Raw genomic sequence first — 21,735 nt, 5'->3', positions numbered from 1 at the left:
TCCGCTCCCGCCTTTCCTCAAAAAAATCGCTTCAATACGACGACCGTACGGCCCTTCTTCGTCTGTCCGCACACCGCGGTCACCTCGACGCGCCCGCGTCCGCGCATGGAGAGCACATCGCCCTCATTGATCGTCTTGGAGGCGCTGCCCGTACTCTGCCAGTTGAGCTTCACCTTGTCTGCTGCTATGTCATCCGCCGCACGACTACGCGAGATTCCGAATCCCGCCGCGACGATGGAATCGAGACGCAGGGAAGCGACCGTCGCGCGGATCTCCTTCGTCCGCTCCTCACGCGGCGCAATCTCTGTCACATCGCTCAGCTGTACCTTGACTCCAACAGCACCGATCATGGTCAGATTTTGAATGATAAAAGCTGCAATTTTCACATCGCAGATAATCTTCGCCGTATCCGCAGCCGGAAGAATATCTCCGATCAGCTCGCGCTCGATGCCGAGCCCCATGACGGCGCCGAGTACGTCGCGATGCGTAAGCCGCGCGAACTGCCCGTTCCACGCAGCCTCCACACAGGCAATCCCAAAGCCGTCGGGCGTGCCTGCAAAATCTCTGTGGCGCAGCATCGCACGCTGGCGCTCCGCCCCCGCATATCCACCGTTAAAATCCAACAGGATCCCATCATAGCTTGCGCAGATGGTTTCGGCGATCTCCTGCCCATAGGGATCCAAAAAGGAACTGAGCCGGAATTTTGAGGTCTTCATGACCGCCTCTGCGAGGTCGAGCAGGCGGATTGCTGTCTCCTCGCCCTCACTTCCGCGATAAAATCGGAGAATTCGCTCCTTCTGTTCTGCTGCCATGTTCCCAATACTCCATTCGATCAGCGTTCTCCAAGTTCCTGCGAGCGCTTTGTCGCCGCAAGGACAGCTTCCATAAATGCCGAGCGCACCCCCGTGCGTTCAAGGACACGCAGCCCGGCGGCGGTTGTGCCTGCAGGGCTCGTAACCGCCGCACGGAGATCGGCAGCTGAGTGTTCTGCCGTGAGCGCCATCTGCGCTGCCCCAAGGAGAGTCTGCGCAGCGAGCAGGGAGGCCGTCTCCCGTTTCAGACCTGCGGCAACTCCCCCCTCAATGAGTGCTTCCAGCACAAGAAAGGCATACGCAGGACCGCTTCCCGAAAGTCCCGTCACAGCATCAAGATCCCTCTCATGCACCTCGACTGTGCGCCCTGCGGCGCCGAGTACTGCCTCCACTGTGGCACAGACCGCAGCATCTGCGTGTGTGCCGCGTGCATAGGCAGACATGCCTGCCCCTACGGCAAGCGGCGTATTCGGCATCGCGCGTACGACGGGATGATTCGGATATGCCACCTCAAGCTCTGCGACCGTGAGCCCCGCAACAATGGATAGAACAAGCGCATCCGACCGAAGAAGCGCTGCTGTTTCACGCATGGCCTCTTTTACTGCCGCAGGTTTTACCGCGAGGATGAGCAGATGAATACGAGGCAGAAAAGACTCTGCCCCGACCTGTGCATGAACTGCGTACCGCTGTGCCAACGTATCACAGCGCATGCCCTTATGCTCTGATACGCTGATCTGTGATGGGCGGAGCGCCCCCCGCTCCGTCATCCCCGCAATCAGAGCCTCTGCCATCGCGCCGCCGCCGATGATGCCGATCTGAATATCATCACGCATATGCTCTACCTGTTCAGAAAGGACATATTATCCCCGAGACGGTGTTCTTCTTCGGAGTAGCTTACGTTGACATTGCTCGGTGCACAGAGGACCACATTGTTGCTGATTTTCTTAATATCCCCGTTGAGTGCGTATGTCGTACCACTGATGAAGTCAATGATTCGATTTGCCACGCTCTTTTCTGTTTTCTCAAAGTTAAGTACAACGGGCTTCTTTTTTTGCAGATTGATCGCTACCTGCTGCGCATCGTCAAATGTCTGTGGCTCAATGACCACAACATTCATGCGGTATGCCGCAACCACGTTGTCGACCGGCGTGCCGCCCAAACTGCTCGAGGATGCGGAAAAGTCCGGAAACGCAGAGAGATTCACGCCCGTCTGCGTACGGCGACTCGCGCGTGAGCCGATCTCGGTCACAGGTGCGCCTTTCTTCTCCTTTTCCTCTTCCCGATCCTCGTTCTCCTCCACGTCATCCTCCGGCGTAATGCCGATGAATTTCGTTGATATTTTCTTAATGATACTCACTGATCCCTCACCCTCCTAGGGAGTTGCATTATAGGAATCGCTGATAAAATAGGCCCTCAGATTGGCGTAGATTTTTTCATCCGAACAAGGAGGCAAACCGGACGCATAGCCAAAGCTATGTGGAGGATTTGCCGACGAAGTGCGGGCAAAAAAGATACGTCAAGATGGCGGTGCTGAATTTATCAGTGCTTCCTATACTGACGTGCACCAAAAATTGCCGTACCCACACGTACAAGATTCGCGCCTTCCTCAACTGCGATCTCATAATCATGCGTCATCCCCATCGAAAGATAGCGGATATCCGCCGTGCGCGGTTCGCATTCCTTCACCTGCTGAAAAAGTTCATACATAGCGCGAAAAAGCGGTCTGCACTCCTGCACATCGTCATAATTCGGCGCAATGCACATAAAACCCTGCAAGCGAATAGCGTGCAATGCATCGATCACCGCAAGCATTTCATCCAGTTCCTCACGGTAGATCCCGGACTTCGTCTCCTCACGCGCCAGATTGATCTGCACAAGGATATCCTGCACCTTGCCGAACTTCTCTGCTGCCTTGTTGATCTCCTGCGCAAGCCGCACAGAATCCACCGAATGAATGAGGTCAAACTGCCGCACGGCATGCTTCACCTTATTCGTCTGCAGATGTCCGATGAGATGCCATTTGACCTCGCGCTCCAAGGTCTTCGCCTTGTCCAGTGCCTCCTGCACACGGTTCTCGCCAATGTTCGTAATCCCCGCATCAACAGCTTCCTGCATTGCCTCCACGGGATGATTCTTCGTCACGGCAATCAGTTCCACAGGCGCATCCTTTGGCACATGTGAGCGCCGTGCACGCGCTGCTGCGATCGCGCGTTGCACCTCCTGAATCCGTGTTTCGATCCTCATATCGTCACTCATCTCAGTTCCATCACCCCCGCCAACCGTCCTGTCTTGCCGCCAGCGGCACGATAGGAATAAAAGAAGTTTCGGTCACATGAGGTGCATATGTCCGCATGGTCAATATGTTCCTCCAAAATGCCCACCGCCACCATCTGAATGTGATTCGCCGCCCAGAGGTCGAGATGGATTGCCCCATCCCGTTCCTGCACGATCGCATCTGTATGTGTCGGAAACGCTGCACGAAAGCGATCTGCCACCTCTGCGCCGACCGTATAACAGCCTGCCCCGATCGAGGGCCCTATCCCCACAAGCACGTCGGATGCCGCTGTCCCGAACTCTTCCCCCATACGCGCGACCGTCTGCGCGGCGATCCGCTGCACGGTCCCCTTCCATCCCGCATGCACGACGCCCGCCGCGTGATGCACGGGATCGTAAAGGAGGACGGGCACGCAGTCTGCATAGCAAAGCATCAGCGGAACACCGCTGTCATTCGTGATGACAGCGTCCGCGTCCGCGAGTGCGTCATCATAGTCTCGTGCCCCACGTCCCGCATCGCGCCGAAAGGCGCGCGCGATCTCCGTCCCGTGCACCTGACGGATCGTACAGATCCGCTCCGCATCGAGTCCGAGTGCCGCAAAATACCGCCGCCTGTTCTCCCACACGCACGCCGGATCATCACCAACATGCAGTGCCATATTGAGCGAATCATACGGTGCCGGACTCACGCCGCCCTGCCGTGCCGAGAAGCCATGCACAAGTCTGTCCGCAGGAAAAATATCGAGCCGCCCGCTCCAGAGATTATCGCGCACGTGCTGCAGTACAAAACTCATTCGTTCGTCCTTTCCGCGCTGCCACAAACACCGCACCGCTTACATCCGTCAAAACACGCAGGTGTCGCCTGCAGCACCGCCGCTTTTTCATACTCCCGCCACAGGTATTCTTTCGAAAAGCCCATATCCAAATGCTCCCACGGAAGCGCATCGTCAGCCTCCCACACCCGCGCGATGTACGCATCGGGAGAAAGCCCCACCGCCCGCATCTCGGGCACGAGCTCCTTCGCCCCACGCCCCTCTGCCGCACGAATGAGAGGCTGCGAAAGACGGCGGTCGCCGCGCGCAAGAATCGCCTGCACAAGAGCCTCCTTCGGCGACTCAAAGTTGACGACAATCTTTTTATGACGGCGAAGTGCCTGTGTGATACTTTTCATCACGGCATCGAGACGCTTCTTATCCGCCATCGGCATCCATTGGAACGGCGTAAACGGCTTAGGCACGAACGGATTGACGCTGAGCGTCAGCGTCCCGCGGCTGCCCTTCTCGTCCATATAGGCACGCAGGCGCCGCGCGAGGTCAACAATCGCCGCGATGTCCGCATCCTCCTCGAACGGCAGCCCCACCATGATGTATAGTTTGAAATTTGGAATATGCGCCGCTGCACCGAGATCGATCGCCGTGAATAGATGATGCTCCTCGATGCCCTTATTGATGACGGCACGCATGCGCGCACTCCCCGCCTCCGGTGCAAGCGTCAGGGTTTGAAGTCCGCTCGCGGCAAGGGCTTCGACGAGCTCCTTCGTCACCGAGTCCGCACGAAAGGACGCAACGGACATGGACAACCCCTCACCGAGGATGGAGCGGCAGAGTGCGTCGATCTCGGGATAGTCGGAGATCGCCGCGCCCATCAGCCCGATCTTCTTCCCATAGGGAAGCGCCGCGCGTACCTCCTTCTCGATCACAGAGAGAGAACGGTTGCGCGGGCGTCGGAAGCAGTAGCCCGCCATGCAGAAGCGGCAGTGCCGTCCACAGCCGCGCGCCGTCTCGATGAGATAGAGGTTGAACTCCGTATCCTCCGTAACGACAACGGTATGTGCAGGGTATTCGTCAAGATCCTGCACCCACTGACGGGCAACGGACGGCGGTGCATCCGCCGACGGCACAAGCGCGGCAAGATTCCCTGCGCCATCGTAGGAGGGCACATAGAGTGCGGGCACATAGAGCCCCGGCACGTACGCAAGGCGGCGAAGCAGCGCGGCACGGTCATCTCCCGCCCGAATCCCCGCATGATAGGCATCCATCAGAGCAGGCATGATGACCTCACCCTCACCGATGACGAAGGCGTCCACGATCTCCGCGAGCGGCTCGGGGTTGAACGTCGCACACGGACCTCCCGCGATAACGAGAGGATCACGCGCCGTACGTTCTTCCGCAAGGGGACGCACATGGCTGAGCGCAAGCATTTTGACGATATGAAAGTAATCCATTTCGAAAGAAACAACAAAGCCGATGACAGCGAAGTCCGCAAGAGGCGTCTGCGTCTCAATGCTCATCATCGGCATCTGCGTGCGCTCGTAGCGCGGGAGCTCCGTACGATCGGGCAGAAAGACACGCTCACACGCCGTATCCGTGCGCCGATTGAGCAGGTCATAGATGATATGCAGCCCGAGGTTCGACATGCCCACAAAATAGGTGTTGGGATAAACGAGCGCAAAGCGCGTACGCCCACCTACCGGATAGCGATAAGCGCCGCGCTCCTTGGCAAAACGTTCCCGCAAACTGCTTTTCAGCCGATGGTCCAACTCGTACCTATGCCTTTCGTAACCTTACTCCTTTCCACGCCGTGCCCGCAACGTTTCGAGTTCCTCAATAAAGTTCGTGATATCGTCAAATTTCCGATAGACCGAGGCGAAGCGAATGTATGCGACCTCATCGAAATCCTTCAGGCGCTCCATAACGATCTCCCCGATCTTCTCGGACAGCACCTCCGGCTCCGTACGGTTGCGAATGTCACGCTCGATCTCCGCGACGAAGTTCGTGATCTGCTCCATCGAGATATCACGCTTGTCACACGAGCGAATGATCCCCGTCAGGAGCTTGTCTCGATTGAACGGCTCGCGACGATTGTCGCGCTTGACAACCATAAGAGGCAGCTTCTCCACCACCTCATAGGTCGTAAAACGTCGCCCACACTCACTGCACTCGCGCCGCCGGCGAATCGTCGCTCCGTCATCCGCAGCCCTCGAATCGATCACCCGGCTGTCCGGCTTCTTGCAAAAAGGACATTTCATCGTACTTCATCCTTCCTCATGCGCCGTAGGTCATTTCGTATTCGCTGTATTCCTTGCATCCTTTGGATTGGCGGTGGGCGCCTTATTATCCGGACCCGCCGGAGACAGTGTATCCTTCAGTTCCTTTGTCGTCTTCGTAAAACGGCGTTCGAGGACTTCCCCGTTGTCGCCGAATTTGCCCAGCTGCTTGCCGTTGAGCGACACATCCAATGCGCCCGCATTGCCCGCACGGACGACAACAGACTCCTTGCCCTGCCAGTTCTCGCTCTTGCCCTTTTCAAGGATCCCCTCAAAGACAGGTTTCCCGTCAACGCTCACCTCTGTCCAGCAGCGCTCCGTGAGATTTACACTCACACGTACCCCATCGGCATTTGCAGCGGCGGCACGTGCCTCGTCCGTAGCCGCAGCCTCGGCGGCGGCCGGTACTGCAACAGGCTGCTCCGTCTTGACCGGAGGCGCTGTCGCCGTTTCTTTTGCCGGGGAGTTGATCGCAGAGATGACGGCGACACCGCCGCCTACAAGTGCAACAAGCACAACGATCCCCACGGCAAGCTTGCCAAAGATCCCCGCATAAGACGAGCTCGGGCTGCCGATGGAGATCTGTGACAGCGATTCATCCCCCACGTTGCTCAACGAAATACGCTTTGGTGCAGCCTCGGGTTCTGCCGGAGCGGGTGTGGGCGCAGGTGCGCTCCCGTTCTCCTCCGCAAACTGCTGCACGAGTGCCTCGGCATCCAATCCAAGAAATTTCGCATAGTTGCGCACAAACCCCTTCGCATAGACCATCCCGGGCAGTTCCTCGACCTTGCCCTGCTCAATACACCCGATATAGAGCCCGCGAATACTGGTCCCCTTCTCGATATCGGCAATCGTCAGCCCCTGTTTCTCACGCTCTCTACGTAAGATGTCCCCTACCATACGACTCCCTCCCTGACTTTTGTCACTTCCGGAATATATTGCCATTATTATACATGAAGTATCCTGCAAAGACAAATTTTTTCAGTACTCTTCTGCAATCTGAATCACTGCATCTGCAAAAGCGAGCACATCCTCCCGCTCCGTAAAGCGCCCGAGACTCACGCGAATCGCAGAGCGCGCTTCCCCGTCCGAAAATCCCAGTGCCGTCAGGACGTGGGACGGATGTGCAGCGCCCGCGCTGCATGCACTTCCTGCCGATACGGCGAACCCCTCAAGATCGAGACGGATGAGAAGGCTGTCCTGCGCTATGCCGCGCACACCGAAATTCAGAATCCCCGCGAGGCGTTCCTGCGCGGCTGCATGAAAGACAATCCCATCGATCACCGAGAGCTTTGTCCGCAGCAGATTCGTATACGCACGCAGCCGCTCATCCTCTACACCCATCTCGGCACGCGCAATCTCTGCCGCACGCCCGCAGCCGACAATCGCAGCCGCATTCTCCGTCCCTGCGCGAAGGTCGCGCTCCTGTGCACCGCCATAGAGAAGCGGTGCGCACTTCATCCCGCGTCGCAGGTAAAGCACGCCGACGCCCTTCGGTCCACAGAATTTATGTGCAGAGAAGGAAAGTGCATCCACATGCAATGCGCTTACATCTAGAGGAATATGGCCCGCCGCCTGTACGGCGTCCGTATGAAACGGAATACCGCGTGCGCGGACGATTTGCCCAATCTTTGCAATCGGCTCGATCGTGCCAACCTCGTTGTTCGCCGTCATGATGCTGACAAGTGCCGTATCCGTACGCAGTGCCGTTTCCACGGCAACGGGGTCGACGCGACCGTCCCCGTCGACGGGAAGCTTGGTGATCGTAAAGCCGCACCGTGCAAGATAACGACACGTCTCACGCACAGCGGCATGCTCCACGGCAGAGGTCACGATATGCGCACCGCAGCCCGCCGCCCTGCGCTCCTCTGCAATCCCGCGAATCGCCCAGTTATCGCTCTCCGTACCCCCGCTCGTAAAGAACACCTCATCGGGGGATGCCCCAATGAGTGCAGCCGCCTGCTCCCGCGCACACGCAATGCCGCGCCGTGCTGCCTGCCCAAACGAATGCAGGCTGGACGGGTTGCCGTAGATCTCCGTCAGATAGGGCTGCATTGCTGTGAGCACACGTGTGTCGAGCGGAGTCGTCGCGGCGTAGTCGAGATAGACAGGCTTCACTGATTGCCCCCAATACGCTGCCGATTGCGCACGACAAGATCGGCGAGTGAAATATTGTTCAACACGGAATTGATGCTGTCACGCACCTCCTCCCAGATCCGACGCGTCACGCAACTGTCTGCACGTACGCAGCTTTTTCCCTCTGCCTCCGCACTCATCAGCAGGCAGTCTACGAGGGCAATTGGTCCCTCCACTGCCGTGATGATGCGTCCGATCGTAACCTCCTCGGGCGGAAGAGCGAGCGCATATCCGCCCTGTGCCCCACGTACGCTCTCTACAAGTCCCGCGCGCTTGAGCGGTACCATCAGCTGCTCCAGATAGTTCTCAGAAATCTGCTGCGTCTTGGCAATCGTCTTGAGAGGCACAACGCCCTCTCCGTAGTGCAGAGCAAGTTCATAGAGCGCCGTAACACTGTAGCGCCCTTTCGTTGAAAGCTTCATAACATCTCCCAAATGGATATAGGGATCCCATTCTATATCAATACACCGTCATTATAAATGAGTTTCGTTTTCCTGTCAAAGATTCCCTGTCGACCCGAATCCGCCCGTTCGCTTGCCGCCGCGCCCCGCCGTATCACCGTCTACCGTCAGATAATGCGTGAAGATCCCCTGCGCGATGCGCTCGCCCACCGCGATGCACACAGGCTTCTTCCCATAGTTGTAAAGCGGGATATAGATATGCCCCTCGTTCTCCGCGTTGCCGTAGTAGTCCGCGTCGATCACGCCCACACTGTTCAGCAGCATGAGGTGCTTCTTGAGTGCCGTGCTCGAGCGGATGTAGATGAGCAACACCTCATCCGGCTGCATATACGCCTTGACCCCCGTCGGAACAAGCGCCCCCTCTCCCGGCGCAATCTCGACAGATTCGGCCGCAGCGAAGTCGTAGCCCGTACTCGCACCCGTTTTGCGCTCCGGCAGATAGATGCCCGCCGTCCCATACATGGAGACAACTTCAAAGCCGCGTGTTTTCATTTATTTCCCCTCAAATATAAAAAGCCGCCGCGCCGTACTCGGTGCAGCAGCGTCATAATCTCCGCTCAGGACTCCTCCGGCAGCACCTTCACCGTCTGTGCAGGAGTGATGGTCGAAATTGCATGCTTGTAAATCATCTGCTGTTTTCCCATACTGTCGATCATGACAATGAAGTTGTCAAAGCCCCGCACCGTGCCCTTGATCTGAAACCCGTTCACAAGGTGGATCGTCACAGAAATGCCGTCCTTTCGCACCTGATTGAGAAAATTATCCTGCAAATTGATGGTTTTCGCCGTCACGCCTGAGTGCTCCTTTCTCTGGTCTCCTGCCATGCGCGTATATCCGCAAGGATCACGTGCAGGAGCTCCTGCTCCGTCCGCGCATCCGCATCATACCAGTGGATGTATGGCATGCGCCGGTACCATGTCATCTGTCTCTTTGCAAAATGCCGCGTCGCCGTCTGAATGGCAGCAACTGCCTCTGCACGGCCCATCTCACCCGCGAGATATGCTGCCGTTTCCCTATAACCGATGCCCTTCATCGCAGGAGCATCGCGCCCTACACCGCCCGCGAGAAGTGCCGTTACCTCATCCACAAGCCCCGCTTTGAACATCGCCTCCACACGCGCATTGATCCGCTCATAAAGATGCGGGCGTGCGCGGGTGAGTCCGATCACAAAGGCATCGTATGGAGCTGCACCGACCGCAAACGCACTCTCCTGCGAAATGCGCTCATCGCCATAGCGCACGACCTCAAGCGCGCGGATCACGCGCCGGAGATTGTTCGCGTGCAACCGCTCCGCCGCCTGCGGGTCACGATGCGCAAGGAAGGAATGCACGCGTGAATTTCCGCGCCGTGCGGCAATCGCCTCCATCGCCCGACGAAAAAATCGGTGCTCCTGCGTTTCATTGAAATCGTATCCCTCGATGAGCGCCTTGATGTAGAGCCCCGTCCCACCGACAATAAATGGCAGGCGCCCCCGCATCTCACACTCCTTGACAAGTGCGGCAACACGCGCAACAAACGCCGTAACCGAAAACGATTCATCCGCGTCCAACACATCGACGAGATGATGAGGGACACGCGCTTGCTCTGCAACAGTCGGCTTTGCACTGCCGATATCAAATCCACGATAGATACACATGGAATCGCCCGATATGATATCCGTCCCAAGCGTCTCGGCAAGTTTCAGCGAAAGTTCTGTCTTTCCGACTGCCGTCGGGCCGAGCAGCACGAGGAGTGAGCTTTTCGCGTGTGCGGTCAAAGTTCGATCGTTTCGCCCGGTGCGACGATGTTTACCTTCGCGCGTGTCATCGCCTCCGTGACCTCCTTGTAACGGTTCACTTCCTGCGCGATGACCGGCCACGTATCGTAGTGAATCGGGATGACGTGTCCTGCGTTGATCCACTGTGCCGCCTGTGCCGCATCCTCCAGCCCCATCGTATAGTTATCGCCGATCGGAAGCACGGCGTAGTCGATGACATCCTTGCGCCCGATCAGCTGCATGTCGCTGAAAAGCGCCGTATCGCCGGAGTAGTAGACGACCTTGCCGCCGATGTAGATGACGAAACCGCAGGCAATCCCACCGGCGACGCCCGCGCTGTGCTGGGCGAACGTCATGCGCACCTTGCCGAACGGCAGATCGAGCGAGCCACCGATGTTCATGGGATAGGATTTGATCTCCGCGCACGCCTGACTCTCACATACCGAGATGACCTCCGGGATCGCTACAATCGCCGCCCCCGTGCGTGTCGCAATCGATGGCGCATCGCCGAGATGATCCCCATGTGCGTGCGTGAGCAGGATGAAATCACAGTCCACCTCATTCGCCGCGATGCTCGCCGTCGGATTCCCCGTCAGAAAGGGATCCACCAACACCTTATGCGTTCCGTCGTCAAGCAAAAAAGCCGCATGACCGTAGTAGCTGAATTTTACCATTGCGACCACTCTCCTATTTCACAATTCGTTTGTTGTGTTTCATTATACGATATGTCCCCACAATGTCAATAGAAAAGCCGCTTCATTCGGTGATCCCCAAACAAAGCGGCTCGTTGCCGAAAATTTTACTTGATGCTGAGCGTCAGCTTCTCACCGTTGATGTTCCACTCCTTGCTCGTGCCTGCGGGCGCGTCGTAGGAAACGGAATCGGCGAGCGTAATTTCGCGGATAAACGATTCGTTCTTCTGCGCGATTGCCGTGAGCTTCGCGTTGCCCGAGAGATCGAGCGCGATATGATCCGTCACCTCAAGCCCGCACTCCTTGCGCATCGTCTGCACCTTGCTGATGATCTCGCGGACAAAGCCCTCTTCGAGAAGTTCCTCCGTAAGCGTCGTCTCAAGTGCAACCGTGACGCCGCCGTAGCTCTGGCAGTTGTAGCCCTCCTGCTGGGAGAGCGTGACCTCGACATCCTCGGACGTGACCGTGACATCGCCGTCCGCAAGGTGAAGCGTGTAGCTACCGTCCCCCGCAAGCGCCTCCTTCACCGTCGCGCCGTCGCTCTCCTCGAGCGCCTTCTTGACCGCACCCATGCGCTTGCCGACCTTGGGACCGAGCGCATGGAAGTTCGGCTTCACATGGTAGGCGAGGAAGTCCGACATATCGTCACGGAATGTGACCACCTTGGCATTCAGCTCGTCCTCAATAATCTCGACAAAAAACTCGGGCAGCGTGTGCTCCGCCTTGACAAACATATTCGCAACGGGCTGACGATTCTTGATGTTCGCCGCGTTGCGCGCCGCACGTCCGAGCGTCACAACCTCGAGCACGATCTCCATGTTCTCCTCGAGCTGCGTGTCAATGAGCGCCTCGTTCACCGTTGGGAAATCCGCGAGATGCACGGAGATCGGCGCGTTCTTGTCGACCGAGCAGACGAGATTGCGGTAGATGCTCTCCGTGATGAACGGAACCATCGGCGCCGCCGCCTTCACCGTCGTCACAAGTGCGGTATAGAGCGTCAGATAGGCATCCACCTTGTCCTGCTCCATGCCCTTCGCCCAGAAACGGCTGCGGCTGCGGCGCACATACCAGTTCGACAGTTCCTCGACGAAGGACTGCACCGCCTTTGCCGCCTCGGTGACACGATAGTTACTGAGGCAGTCGTCCACCGTACGCACCATCGTATTCAGGCGTGAGAACACCCAGCGATCCATAACCGAGAGGCGGTCGTAGTCGAGCGTGTGCACCGTCGGATCGAATTCGTCGATGTTCGCATAGAGAACGTAGAACGCGTACGTGTTCCAGAGCGTCCCCATGAACTTGCGTGCACCCTCCTGCACCGCGTCGTCGGAGAAGCGGTTCGGCAGCCACGGGGCGCTGTTCTCATAGAAGTACCAGCGAATCGCGTCCGCTCCGTGACGGCGCAGGGCATCCATCGGTTCGACCGCGTTGCCCTTGGACTTGCTCATCTTCTGTCCGTTCTCATCCTGCACATGACCGAGGACGATGACGTTCCTATATGGGCTCTTGTCAAAGAGCAGCGTCGAGATCGCAATCAGTGAGTAGAACCAGCCGCGCGTCTGATCGACCGCCTCTGAGATGAAGTCCGCAGGGAAGTATTTTTCGAAGATTGCCTTGTTCTCAAAAGGATAATGCCACTGCGCAAACGGCATCGCACCGGAGTCGAACCAGCAGTCGATGACCTCGGGCACGCGGTGCATCTCCGCGCCGCACTTCTCACACGGGAACGTGATCGCGTCGATGTACGGACGATGCAGCTCGATATCGGCGGGGCAGTTCGGCTGAAGCTCACGCAGTTCCGCGATCGAGCCGATCGCGTGCTCGTGCCCGCAGCCGCATTTCCAGATGTTCAGCGGCGTCCCCCAATAGCGGTCGCGGCTGATGCTCCAATCCTGCACATGCTCGATCCAGTTGCCGAAACGCCCCTCTCCAATGGACTTCGGAATCCAGTTGACTGTCCTGTTGTTCGCAACGAGCGCATCGCGCACTGCTGTCATACGAATGAACCACGAGGCATGTGCATAGTAGATCAGCGGCGTGTCGCAGCGCCAACAGTGCGGATAGCTGTGCGTGAACTCGGGTGCCTTGAAGAGCTTGCCGCTCTTCTCGAGATCCTTGAGAATCAGCGGGTCGGCATCCTTTACGAAGACGCCCGGCCAATCCGTCTCTTCCGTCATCTCGCCCTTGTCGTTGACGAACTGAACGAACGGCATGCCATACTTGCGGCAGACGCGGTTATCGTCCTCACCGAAGGCAGGTGCGATGTGGACGATGCCCGTGCCGTCCTCGGTCGTAACGTAGTCGTCGCAGGTGACGAAGAACGCCTTGTCCCGCACATCCTTCGTTGCAAAGGAATAGAGCGGCTCATATTTCCGATGCTCGAGCTCGCTGCCCTTCATCGTTCCAAGTACCTCGCGGTCGCCCCACGAACCCGCGAATACGCTGTCCATCAGTGCCTCGGCAAGGTAGTAGACCTTGCCGTAGACGCGCACCTTGACGTATGTCACGTTCGGGTTCACGCAGAGACCGAGGTTCGACGGGAGCGTCCACGGCGTCGTCGTCCACGCGAGGAAGTAGGCATCCTCATCCGCCGCCTTGAAGCGCACGATTGCCGAACGCTCCGTTACATCCTTATATCCCTGTGCGACCTCGTGCGAGGAGAGCGGCGTGCCGCAACGCGGGCAGTACGGGACGATCTTGTGCCCCTGATAGAGCAGCCCCTTCTTCCAGATTTCCTTGAGCGCCCACCACTCCGACTCAATGAAGTCATTTTCATAGGTAATGTAGGGATGCTCCATATCCGCCCAGAAGCCGACAACATCGGAGAACTCCTCCCACATCGCCTTGTACGTCCAGACGGACTCGCGGCACTTCTTGATGAACGGCTCGATGCCGTACTCCTCAATCTGCTCTTTGCCGTTGATGCCGATCGCCTTCTCCACCTCGAGCTCGACGGGCAGGCCGTGTGTGTCCCAGCCCGCCTTGCGGAGCACCTTGCGCCCCTTCATCGACTGGTAGCGCGGCAACATATCCTTGATGACGCGCGTCAGGACATGCCCGATATGCGGGCGACCGTTCGCCGTCGGCGGACCGTCATAGAACGTGAACGTCTCGCAGCCCTCACGCTGGTCCACCGCCTGCTGTGCAATATGATTCTCGCGCCAAAAATCCGCAACGGCTTTCTCACGCGCGGCAAAATTCAGATTGGTATCTACTTTCTCGTACAAAGAAACCCCTCCCGTAGCATAGTCACGTCATTCTAGCACACGGGAGGGGATTTTTCAAGGAACAGGCGGCATCTGCCCAAGATTTCCCTTGCACCTTTATGCAAAGAGTGCTATAACCAACGATGAATATAGAAAGCACGGATAAAAACCACTCCAATTCGAGCGAAGGTTTTACCAGCAATTCCGAAAGAATCGTCAGTTTACACAGCGGAGGGTCTCATGCACGCATTCAAACATTTACTCACTGCCCTGCTATTATGCACGCTATGTATCATCCCATACACCGCCTCTGCCACCGATACGAATGCAGACTACCGGGGCTATGTCTGGCGCATCGATACGGCGGCGGGCAATGAGGCGGAACTGCCGCACAATTTCCGCACGGCGGGATCGCCGTTCCAAACGCGGACAGACACAGCGAAGTTCGGTGTCGACCCGAACTACACTCCGTCTCGTGAGGGACTGGACGCCCTGCCGCTCTCGGGAAGCGCGGAGTTCTCCGTCCCTGCCTTTCACGCACTGCTGAAAGACTTGCACACGCGCGCAAAGGGCTCGATCTGTATCGTCGATCTGCGGCAGGAGTCGCACGGCTTCATGAATGGAAACGCCGTCAGCTGGTACGGCAAGCACGACTGGGGCAATATCGGCAGGACGAAGTACGAGGCACTGTGTGACGAGAACATGCGCATTCGCAGTGCACAGGGCAAGGATGTCGTGCTCGCGCACCTCGACAAGAAAAAGCAGCCAAAAAATCCGCAGACCATCCGCGTCATAACGGCGATGACGGAGCGTGAGCTGGTCGAGGATGCGGGCGTGCGCTACGTCCGTCTCGCCGTCACCGACCACAAATGGGCAGACCCGCAAACCATCGACAATTTTGTCGATCTCGTGAAAAAAATGCCCGCGGACACATGGATGCACTTTCACTGTCAGGCAGGCAAGGGACGCACGACCAGCTTTATGGCAATGTACGATATGATGAAAAATCCCTCCGTCCCGCTGAAGGACATCCTCTATCGTCAGTACCTGCTCGGCGGAGCATACCTCGCCTACGACCCGACCACGCTGCATGCACCGACGGGATGGGAGGATGCAGACTACCATCACAAGGCAGAGATGATCGCAAAGTTCTACGACTACGTTCAGCAGAATCACAAGAACGACTATGCCATACCGTGGAGTATGTGGCTGAAGAAGAATCCATAAGTGCATAAGAAAGGGGCTGTTGCACAAAACAAACGTGCAATAGCCTCAAATTTTGTGCAAAAAACACCGACTTCTGGCGTAAAATATGGGAAAACGGCACACATGACAATCGTCAGGACGTTCTCTAAGCGATGAATCACATAGCTTTCATGACGCAGGTCTTCAAGAATCGAAAAAGTTCTGTACATGGATCCTTCCTCCCTTTATCGGAAAATACCATGCACAGAACGTTGCTGTCAATCCCCCTGTTCCCTTGTTTCTAATTTTATGAAACGCCCCTGTCTCAGATCCGGCAAATCCTCCACATAGCTTTTGCTATGCGTCCGGTTGCCACCTCAATCGGACAGAAAAATCTGCACTATGCTGAGGGTCTGTTTTATCGGCGATTTCTTGCCTAACACCATCTTGTCTCAAAGCATTGCTTTATACCGTCCCCACTCGGATTGAGGAATTGCAAGCACATCCATTGCCTTCTCTGCCGTAACCGACAATTTTTCCATTATCGCTCGGATCGAAGAAAGATATGCGTTCTCTGCGCCGCGCTCCATGCCACGCTCCATGCCACGCTCCATGCCACGCTCCATGCCACGTTCCATCGCCTCTTCACGAATTTCCTGAACGAACTGTTCCCACTTCGAGCTCATAGCCATTACTCCTTCCTCGGTCTTCTTAAATGCTCCCGCTCGCTCCGCGAGAACGCCATAGTACATCTTATCGGGCTGCACGCATCGAAAATCGTGCATCAGCTTGCCGAGCGGTGTTTCCGTATCCACAATTGAACTGTTCACATAGACGATATGCGTGCCGTCATCAAAGAAATCTCCATCACCCTTTATCGTCCGCTCAATCACGTAGAGTGGCTTCCCTTTCCCGAGTACATCGGTCTCTGTGATGAAGATAACATAACTCTCCGGCAGCTTCTCGTAATCAGCCCCCTCGGGCAATGCATTCGCGTCCATAATGCTGCTATGATAGCGCGCTCTGCGCGGTGCCGCTCCCTTTCTCGCACGTTGAATCTCGATGTTGAACTCCTGCCCGTCCGCAAATGCGTGAATATCGAGCCGGACATCATGCCCATGCAGATTCTTCAGTGTATCCTGCGTGACAACGCTCGTTGCACGAAGATTCGGGCGATCTAAGATGATCTGCAAGACCAGATCAACACAGGGGAGACTGTCCTGAAACACCGCCGTCATAAAGACATCATCGAGCAAGGTAAAACTCTGAATGATTTCCTTGTACCTCTCACGGCGTGCTTCCTCCATATTGAATGTCATCGAATCCCCCCCTATGATGTATTTTAGCGTATTCCGCACACAATCGCAAGATGAAGCAGTTTTTCCACACAATTTACTGCGGCTTGATATGCCCTGTCTGATACGCGCGTAGGAGTGCGTGCAGGTCAGCAATCTCGTCCGCGATCACCGCGCCGCGGTCGGTATCGCGCACGAGGGAACTGCGCGCCTGCAGCTCGACCGTCTGCGAGACGGACTCGATGTCGCGGTTCTCGCGCAGTGCCTCGCGCACATTGGCGACCGCCTGATGCTGTAGAAGACGCAGCCCGCGCGAGTTGTAGATGAGTGTGTAGCCGGAGATACCGGTCTTCGCGCGAAACGGTGCCGCAAATCCACCGTCGATGACGAGTGCGCGCCCGCTGGCGCGCAGGGGGCTCTCTCCCTTTTTTACCTTGACGGGAACATGCCCGTTGATGATGTGCCCGTGCTTCGGATCCAGTCCGAACTCCGCAAGGATCTTTTCACAGATCGCCTCATCGTTCACAAGACGGAAATATGGGTCGGACGGTTCCTCCCACGTCGACTCATCCGCGATAAAGGAACGCTCAAACGTCGTGAACGAGCGGCCCGAGGTCGGCGCGAGCAGTCCGCACCAGAGGAAGTACATAAAGTCCAGTCCCTCCCGTGTATGCTCAAGCCACGCCTCGCGCGCCTTCTCCTCGCAGAAATCCAGCCACGCCCGCCCACGATACTCTTTTCCTTTGTATGTAATCGTCCGAAAATTCCCCGCCTCGTCCATCGGAACGCAGGCGTGAAAGAGCAGATTGCCGTTGCAACACAGATACATGCTGCCGCGCTCGTAGAGATAGTCTACATGGCGCTGCAGCGCCTTGCTCTCAAGGAAGTAGGAGCGCAGATCGTCGATGATGTGCCGCTCCTCCTCCGTGAGTTCGTAGCAGTTCGCACTGCCGTCAATCGTTGGGAAATACGCGCTCTCAAGCTCCACGCGCCGCCCACTGCCAAGCGTGACATAGGACGAGCTGAAGTCAATCTTGTCGAGGAGCAGGCGATCCTCCATCTGAAAGTCCGTGTTGCGCTTGATAAGCGCCCCCTCAAGCTTGAACATCATCATTGTGATGGCGCGCTCTGCCGCCTTGATTGGATTCTCGTCAGGGTAGATGCGCGAGGCGAAGGTTGAGAGCGGACGCAGGCTGATGCCGTAACCGCGCTCGAGTACGTCCGTATTGCGATAGCGCAGCGAGTTGCGGATGACCGCTGCAATGCAGACCTCGCTCCCGAGTGCCGCCCCCATCCAGAGCACATCGTGGTTGCCCCACTGGATATCGACAGACGGATGCTCCATGAGAAGGTCGAGGATCCCGTCGGGGCGGTCGCCGCGGTCGTAGAAGTCGCCGACGATATGGATGCGTTCGACCGCGAGACGCTTGATGAGGATGCTGAACGCCTCGATGTAGTCCGCGCCGCCGCCAATCTCCACAATCGTTTCGATCAGTTGTTTATAGTAGTAGAGCTGTGCCTCATCCAACTTTGGATGTGTGTTCAAGAGCTCCACAATGACGGATTCGTAGCGCTTCGGGATGTAGCTGCGCATCTTGCTCGCGGGGAGTTTCCAGCTCATGAGCTTCGTGAGCTCGAGCAGGTTGGCAATGGTCTGCTGGTACCAGATTGCCGTCGCCTTGCCCGCCGCCGTCTGCTGCTCCACCTTTTCGCGCGGATAGTAAATGAGCGTGCAGAACTCCGCTTTGTCCTCCTCTGTCATGCGCTCGCCGAAACAGTAATCCACCTTCTCCTTGATGACGCCCGAACAGTTGTTGAGAATGTGAAAGAACGAATCATACGCGCCGTGCAGATCGCTCATGAAGTGCTCCGTGCCCTTCGGCAACATGAGCTGCGACTTCAGATAGACAATCTTCTCATAGACAATTTCCTTCGTCGGATACTTCTCCGCCATCAGGCGGAGCACCTTTTCCTGTTCTGTATTTATCATGTTTATACTCACCTTGTTTCCTCCTACGCAATATTTTTACTCTTCTGCATTCTAACATTATGCAGGTGAAAATTCAAGGACGCGAAATGAGAGGAAGCACGAGCTCGCGCTTAGTGAAGCAAGTGAGGAGCACACGATCACTTGCGCAACGAGGCGTTCGCGGGGAGTACGCAAACGTACTCCTTCAAAGAAGTCCCTTTCCGCGAAGAAAATTCTCCGCAACGGAGCGCGGCTCTTTTCCCTCGCTCTCGACAGCGTAGTTCATCGCCGCCATCTCTTCATCCGTGATGATACCCGTCAGCTTGTCCAGCGCATCGCCAAGCTCCGGATGGCGCTCCAACACCTCTGCACGCACGACGTTCCCGCAGCGATAGGACGGGAAGAATCCCTGATCGTCTGTCAAGACGCGTGCATCCGACGCCGCAAGCTGCCCATCCGTCGTGAACACAATCATCACATCCATTTGCTTGTTCGCGAGTGCCTGATATTTCAGCCCGATATCGAGATCAACCGTACGTGCAAAATCAAGTCCGTATGCCTTGCAGAGCGCGGGAAATCCATCCGCACGCTCGAAGAAATCATACTCCGCACCAAAGGTGAGATTGGGCGCCGCGCGGCGCAGGTCGGAATAAGTGTGGAGATCGTATTGCTCTGCAATGTCACGCCGCACAGCAATGCCAAACGTATCGTTAAAGCCATACATCCCCATCCAGCGCATTCGAAAGCGCCGCTCATACTCCTCGGTCAGCTTCGGAAACAGTTCCTCACCGTATTTCGACTCCTCCTTGAGCACCATGTTCCATCCCGTCCCCGTGTACTCGGGGTAAATATCGAACGCGCCGCTCTCCATGCCGGGGTGGATGTTCGACGTGCCGCCGCCGACTCCTGCCGTAATACGCGCCTCGAGCCCCGTATCGTGCTCAATGACGAGCTTCAGCATCTCGCCCATGATGAGCTGCTCCGTCATCGGCTTCGTCGCGATATGCACGACATCTGCCTTCCCGAAAAAACCATACGTCACACCGCTCACCGCAATGAGCACAGCCGCCGCCGCGGAGGCGTATGCCGTACGGCTGATTTCGCGCTCCCGCACGGGCTCTGCCATACGTCGCTCCGCAAAGCCGAGCACACCGTCAACAACGAGGGCGAGCACGGCGATCAGAAGACTGCCTGCGATCGTGAGTGCGGGATTGTTCGTCGTGATGCCGCGATAGATTGCAACGCCGAGCCCGCCCGCGCCGATAAAGGATGCAATGCCCGCGAGCGCGATCGTCATCGTCGCCATATTGCGGATACCGCTCATGATGATCGGCATCGCGAGCGGAATCTGAACGCGCGTCAGCACATGCAGCTCCGAGCCGCCGAGGCTTGCAGCAGCCTCACGCAGGGATGGCTGAACCTGCGACAGCCCCGTGTGTGTCGCGCGTACCATCGGCAGGAGCGCATAGATCGTGAGTGCAATGATCGCCGAACGATTGCCGATGCCAAAGAACGGAATGAGGAAGCCGAGCATCGAGATCGACGGGATCGTATAGAGAAAGTTCACTGTCCCGAGTGTTGGCGCCGCTGCCCGTTCATATTTGTGGATCAGCACGCCTGCCGTCCCACCGAGTACGATTGCGATGCCGATTGCCGCGCCCGAAATCCAAAGATGCTCTACCAAAAGCTGCAAAAAAAATGTACTGCGCTCTGCAAAAATCGAAAGAACTGCCTGAAAGAGTTCCATGTTTCAATCCCCAAAATGTAATTTGTCTAATCACAATTATATTATATCACAGATGATAATGTCATGCAAATGAAAAATCCCTCTCTGCAATAGGAGAGGGGTTCCGCATCTATAGCAAGACAACCGCTTTGCCGAAGCCGTTCTGTCCCTCAAGCCAGCGATGTGCCTCCGCTGTCTCCGCAAGGGAGAATACACGTGCCGGCTGTACGGGAACATCATAGTGCCCAATGTACGCAAACAGCTCACGCAGGCGTTCCACGCGCACATTGCCCGAATAGAATGAGGTAAGATATGCATCCTCCGCAAGATCAACAATGGGATCGAATTCCTCGAGATACCATTTCCCACCGAGTTGTCCCGTATTGCACAGAATGCCGCCGGATGCCAAATGACGCATAGAGTCTTTCATTGCCGCCGCTCCAACCAGATCGAGAATACGGTCATAGCGTTCCTCAGCATTGAGTTCCCCGTTCGTTTCGATCACAACATGGTTGTATCCTTCTGTGCGCAGCTGCTCCACCATCTCAACACGACGTGTCGTACCGTCGATCTGTATATGAGGGAACTGCGCACGCAGCAGCCGCAGAAATGCAATTCCGACGCCGCTTGCTCCGCCGCGCACAAGCACAGTATTGCCCTCCGATATGCACAGATTCTTCAGTGAACCAAACGCTGTATAACAGGTCTCGGGAATCGCCGCAAAGACCTCCCACGGCAGATCATTCTCCACGGGATAGATCTGCTCATTCGGCAGGAGCACATACTCCGCATAACTGCCGTCAAAGGCACGCCCCATCTCTCCCATGATGGAAACGACACGTTGTCCCACAGGAAGTCGTGCCACATCCGTCGTCTCCTCCACCGTTCCGACGCATTCGATGCCAAGAATGCGCGGAAATACAACAGACGGAGATAGTCCCTGCCGCGTGAAGATCTCCGAGTGATTCACGCCGAATCCGCGCACGCGCACGAGTGACCAACCGTCCTTGCGTACGGGACGCGGTACATCCGTATATACGAGCTGCTCCGCGCCGCCGGGTTCATATACAACGACTGCTTTCATCATGTTTCCTCCAAACCGCGTACCATTTTTCTCTATATTATCATTTTCTTATCGCAAGGGGCAAGTATATACGAATGGATTTGTCACAGCCCT

Annotated in this window: 20 protein-coding genes; 1 reads left to right on the top strand and 19 read right to left on the bottom strand. The window is 56.8% G+C overall.

Features of this window, described 5'->3' with window-relative positions; translation table 11 throughout:
- Positions 1-17: 17 nt before the first annotated feature.
- The 15 genes from HMPREF9081_RS05185 to ileS all read right to left on the bottom strand — a co-directional run bounded on the left by HMPREF9081_RS05185 (position 18) and on the right by ileS (position 14,404).
- Positions 18-812 (bottom strand): YlmH family RNA-binding protein, encoded by a 795-nt coding sequence (locus tag HMPREF9081_RS05185; protein ID WP_006305993.1) that lies wholly within the window; start codon positions 810-812, stop codon positions 18-20.
- A gap of 20 nt (positions 813-832) precedes the next feature.
- On the bottom strand, positions 833-1,645 hold the full coding sequence (proC, locus tag HMPREF9081_RS05180) for a pyrroline-5-carboxylate reductase (RefSeq protein WP_006305992.1): 813 nt from the start codon (positions 1,643-1,645) through the stop codon (positions 833-835).
- A gap of 5 nt (positions 1,646-1,650) precedes the next feature.
- The gene (locus tag HMPREF9081_RS05175) at positions 1,651-2,169 is read right to left on the bottom strand and encodes a cell division protein SepF (RefSeq protein WP_006305991.1); all 519 of its coding nucleotides are present in this window, start codon (positions 2,167-2,169) and stop codon (positions 1,651-1,653) included.
- 182 nt (positions 2,170-2,351) lie between these two features.
- Positions 2,352-3,068, bottom strand: coding sequence for a YggS family pyridoxal phosphate-dependent enzyme (locus HMPREF9081_RS05170; protein ID WP_006305990.1), 717 nt, complete (start codon positions 3,066-3,068; stop codon positions 2,352-2,354).
- Positions 3,065-3,880: a peptidoglycan editing factor PgeF gene (gene pgeF / locus HMPREF9081_RS05165; RefSeq protein WP_006305989.1), complete on the bottom strand. Its 816-nt coding sequence runs from the start codon at positions 3,878-3,880 to the stop codon at positions 3,065-3,067. Before pgeF ends, HMPREF9081_RS05170 begins: the two co-directional genes overlap by 4 nt.
- On the bottom strand, positions 3,877-5,625 hold the full coding sequence (locus tag HMPREF9081_RS05160; protein ID WP_006305988.1) for a radical SAM protein: 1,749 nt from the start codon (positions 5,623-5,625) through the stop codon (positions 3,877-3,879). The genes pgeF and HMPREF9081_RS05160 overlap by 4 nt, the downstream gene beginning before the upstream one ends.
- Positions 5,626-5,649: 24 nt before the next feature.
- Complete coding sequence (gene nrdR / locus HMPREF9081_RS05155) at positions 5,650-6,114, bottom strand: transcriptional regulator NrdR (RefSeq protein WP_006305987.1); 465 nt, start codon at positions 6,112-6,114, stop codon at positions 5,650-5,652.
- A gap of 30 nt (positions 6,115-6,144) precedes the next feature.
- Positions 6,145-7,032: a helix-turn-helix domain-containing protein gene (locus HMPREF9081_RS05150; protein ID WP_006305986.1), complete on the bottom strand. Its 888-nt coding sequence runs from the start codon at positions 7,030-7,032 to the stop codon at positions 6,145-6,147.
- Positions 7,033-7,113: 81 nt separating this feature from the next.
- Entirely contained in the window at positions 7,114-8,250 is a 1,137-nt protein-coding gene (locus HMPREF9081_RS05145) for a cysteine desulfurase family protein (protein ID WP_006305985.1), read from the bottom strand.
- On the bottom strand, positions 8,247-8,690 hold the full coding sequence (locus HMPREF9081_RS05140; RefSeq protein ID WP_006305984.1) for an RrF2 family transcriptional regulator: 444 nt from the start codon (positions 8,688-8,690) through the stop codon (positions 8,247-8,249). The genes HMPREF9081_RS05145 and HMPREF9081_RS05140 overlap by 4 nt, the downstream gene beginning before the upstream one ends.
- 75 nt (positions 8,691-8,765) lie before the next feature.
- The gene (gene dut / locus HMPREF9081_RS05135) at positions 8,766-9,221 is read right to left on the bottom strand and encodes a dUTP diphosphatase (protein WP_006305983.1); all 456 of its coding nucleotides are present in this window, start codon (positions 9,219-9,221) and stop codon (positions 8,766-8,768) included.
- Between the two features lie 65 nt (positions 9,222-9,286).
- Positions 9,287-9,520, bottom strand: coding sequence for an RNA chaperone Hfq (hfq, locus tag HMPREF9081_RS05130; protein ID WP_006305982.1), 234 nt, complete (start codon positions 9,518-9,520; stop codon positions 9,287-9,289).
- Entirely contained in the window at positions 9,517-10,485 is a 969-nt protein-coding gene (gene miaA, locus HMPREF9081_RS05125; protein WP_006305981.1) for a tRNA (adenosine(37)-N6)-dimethylallyltransferase MiaA, read from the bottom strand. Before miaA ends, hfq begins: the two co-directional genes overlap by 4 nt.
- Entirely contained in the window at positions 10,482-11,159 is a 678-nt protein-coding gene (locus tag HMPREF9081_RS05120) for a metal-dependent hydrolase (RefSeq protein ID WP_006305980.1), read from the bottom strand. Before HMPREF9081_RS05120 ends, miaA begins: the two co-directional genes overlap by 4 nt.
- A gap of 125 nt (positions 11,160-11,284) precedes the next feature.
- A complete protein-coding gene (ileS, locus tag HMPREF9081_RS05115) occupies positions 11,285-14,404 on the bottom strand; it encodes an isoleucine--tRNA ligase (protein ID WP_006305979.1) in 3,120 nt (1,039 codons plus the stop codon).
- Between the two features lie 219 nt (positions 14,405-14,623).
- Between ileS and HMPREF9081_RS05110 the strand changes: the two genes are divergently transcribed.
- Positions 14,624-15,610, top strand: coding sequence for a phosphatase domain-containing putative toxin (locus HMPREF9081_RS05110; protein ID WP_006305978.1), 987 nt, complete (start codon positions 14,624-14,626; stop codon positions 15,608-15,610).
- Positions 15,611-16,020: 410 nt separating this feature from the next.
- Here HMPREF9081_RS05110 and HMPREF9081_RS05105 read toward each other — a convergent pair whose 3' ends face one another.
- From HMPREF9081_RS05105 to HMPREF9081_RS05090, 4 genes are all read right to left on the bottom strand, one after another.
- Positions 16,021-16,887, bottom strand: coding sequence for a PD-(D/E)XK nuclease family transposase (locus HMPREF9081_RS05105; RefSeq protein WP_006305977.1), 867 nt, complete (start codon positions 16,885-16,887; stop codon positions 16,021-16,023).
- A gap of 73 nt (positions 16,888-16,960) precedes the next feature.
- Positions 16,961-18,853, bottom strand: a complete 1,893-nt coding sequence (locus HMPREF9081_RS05100) for a fructose-bisphosphatase class III (protein WP_040394566.1) — start codon at positions 18,851-18,853, stop codon at positions 16,961-16,963.
- Between the two features lie 184 nt (positions 18,854-19,037).
- Complete coding sequence (locus tag HMPREF9081_RS05095; protein WP_006305975.1) at positions 19,038-20,579, bottom strand: ABC transporter permease/substrate-binding protein; 1,542 nt, start codon at positions 20,577-20,579, stop codon at positions 19,038-19,040.
- Positions 20,580-20,688: 109 nt separating this feature from the next.
- Positions 20,689-21,645, bottom strand: a complete 957-nt coding sequence (locus HMPREF9081_RS05090; RefSeq protein ID WP_006305974.1) for an alcohol dehydrogenase catalytic domain-containing protein — start codon at positions 21,643-21,645, stop codon at positions 20,689-20,691.
- Positions 21,646-21,735: the final 90 nt, after the last annotated feature.

Source organism: Centipeda periodontii DSM 2778, assembly GCF_000213975.1.
Lineage (GTDB): Bacteria > Bacillota > Negativicutes > Selenomonadales > Selenomonadaceae > Centipeda > Centipeda periodontii.
The sequence above is the reverse complement of the archived record's forward strand: the minus strand, read 5'-3'. Positions and strand labels throughout refer to the sequence as shown.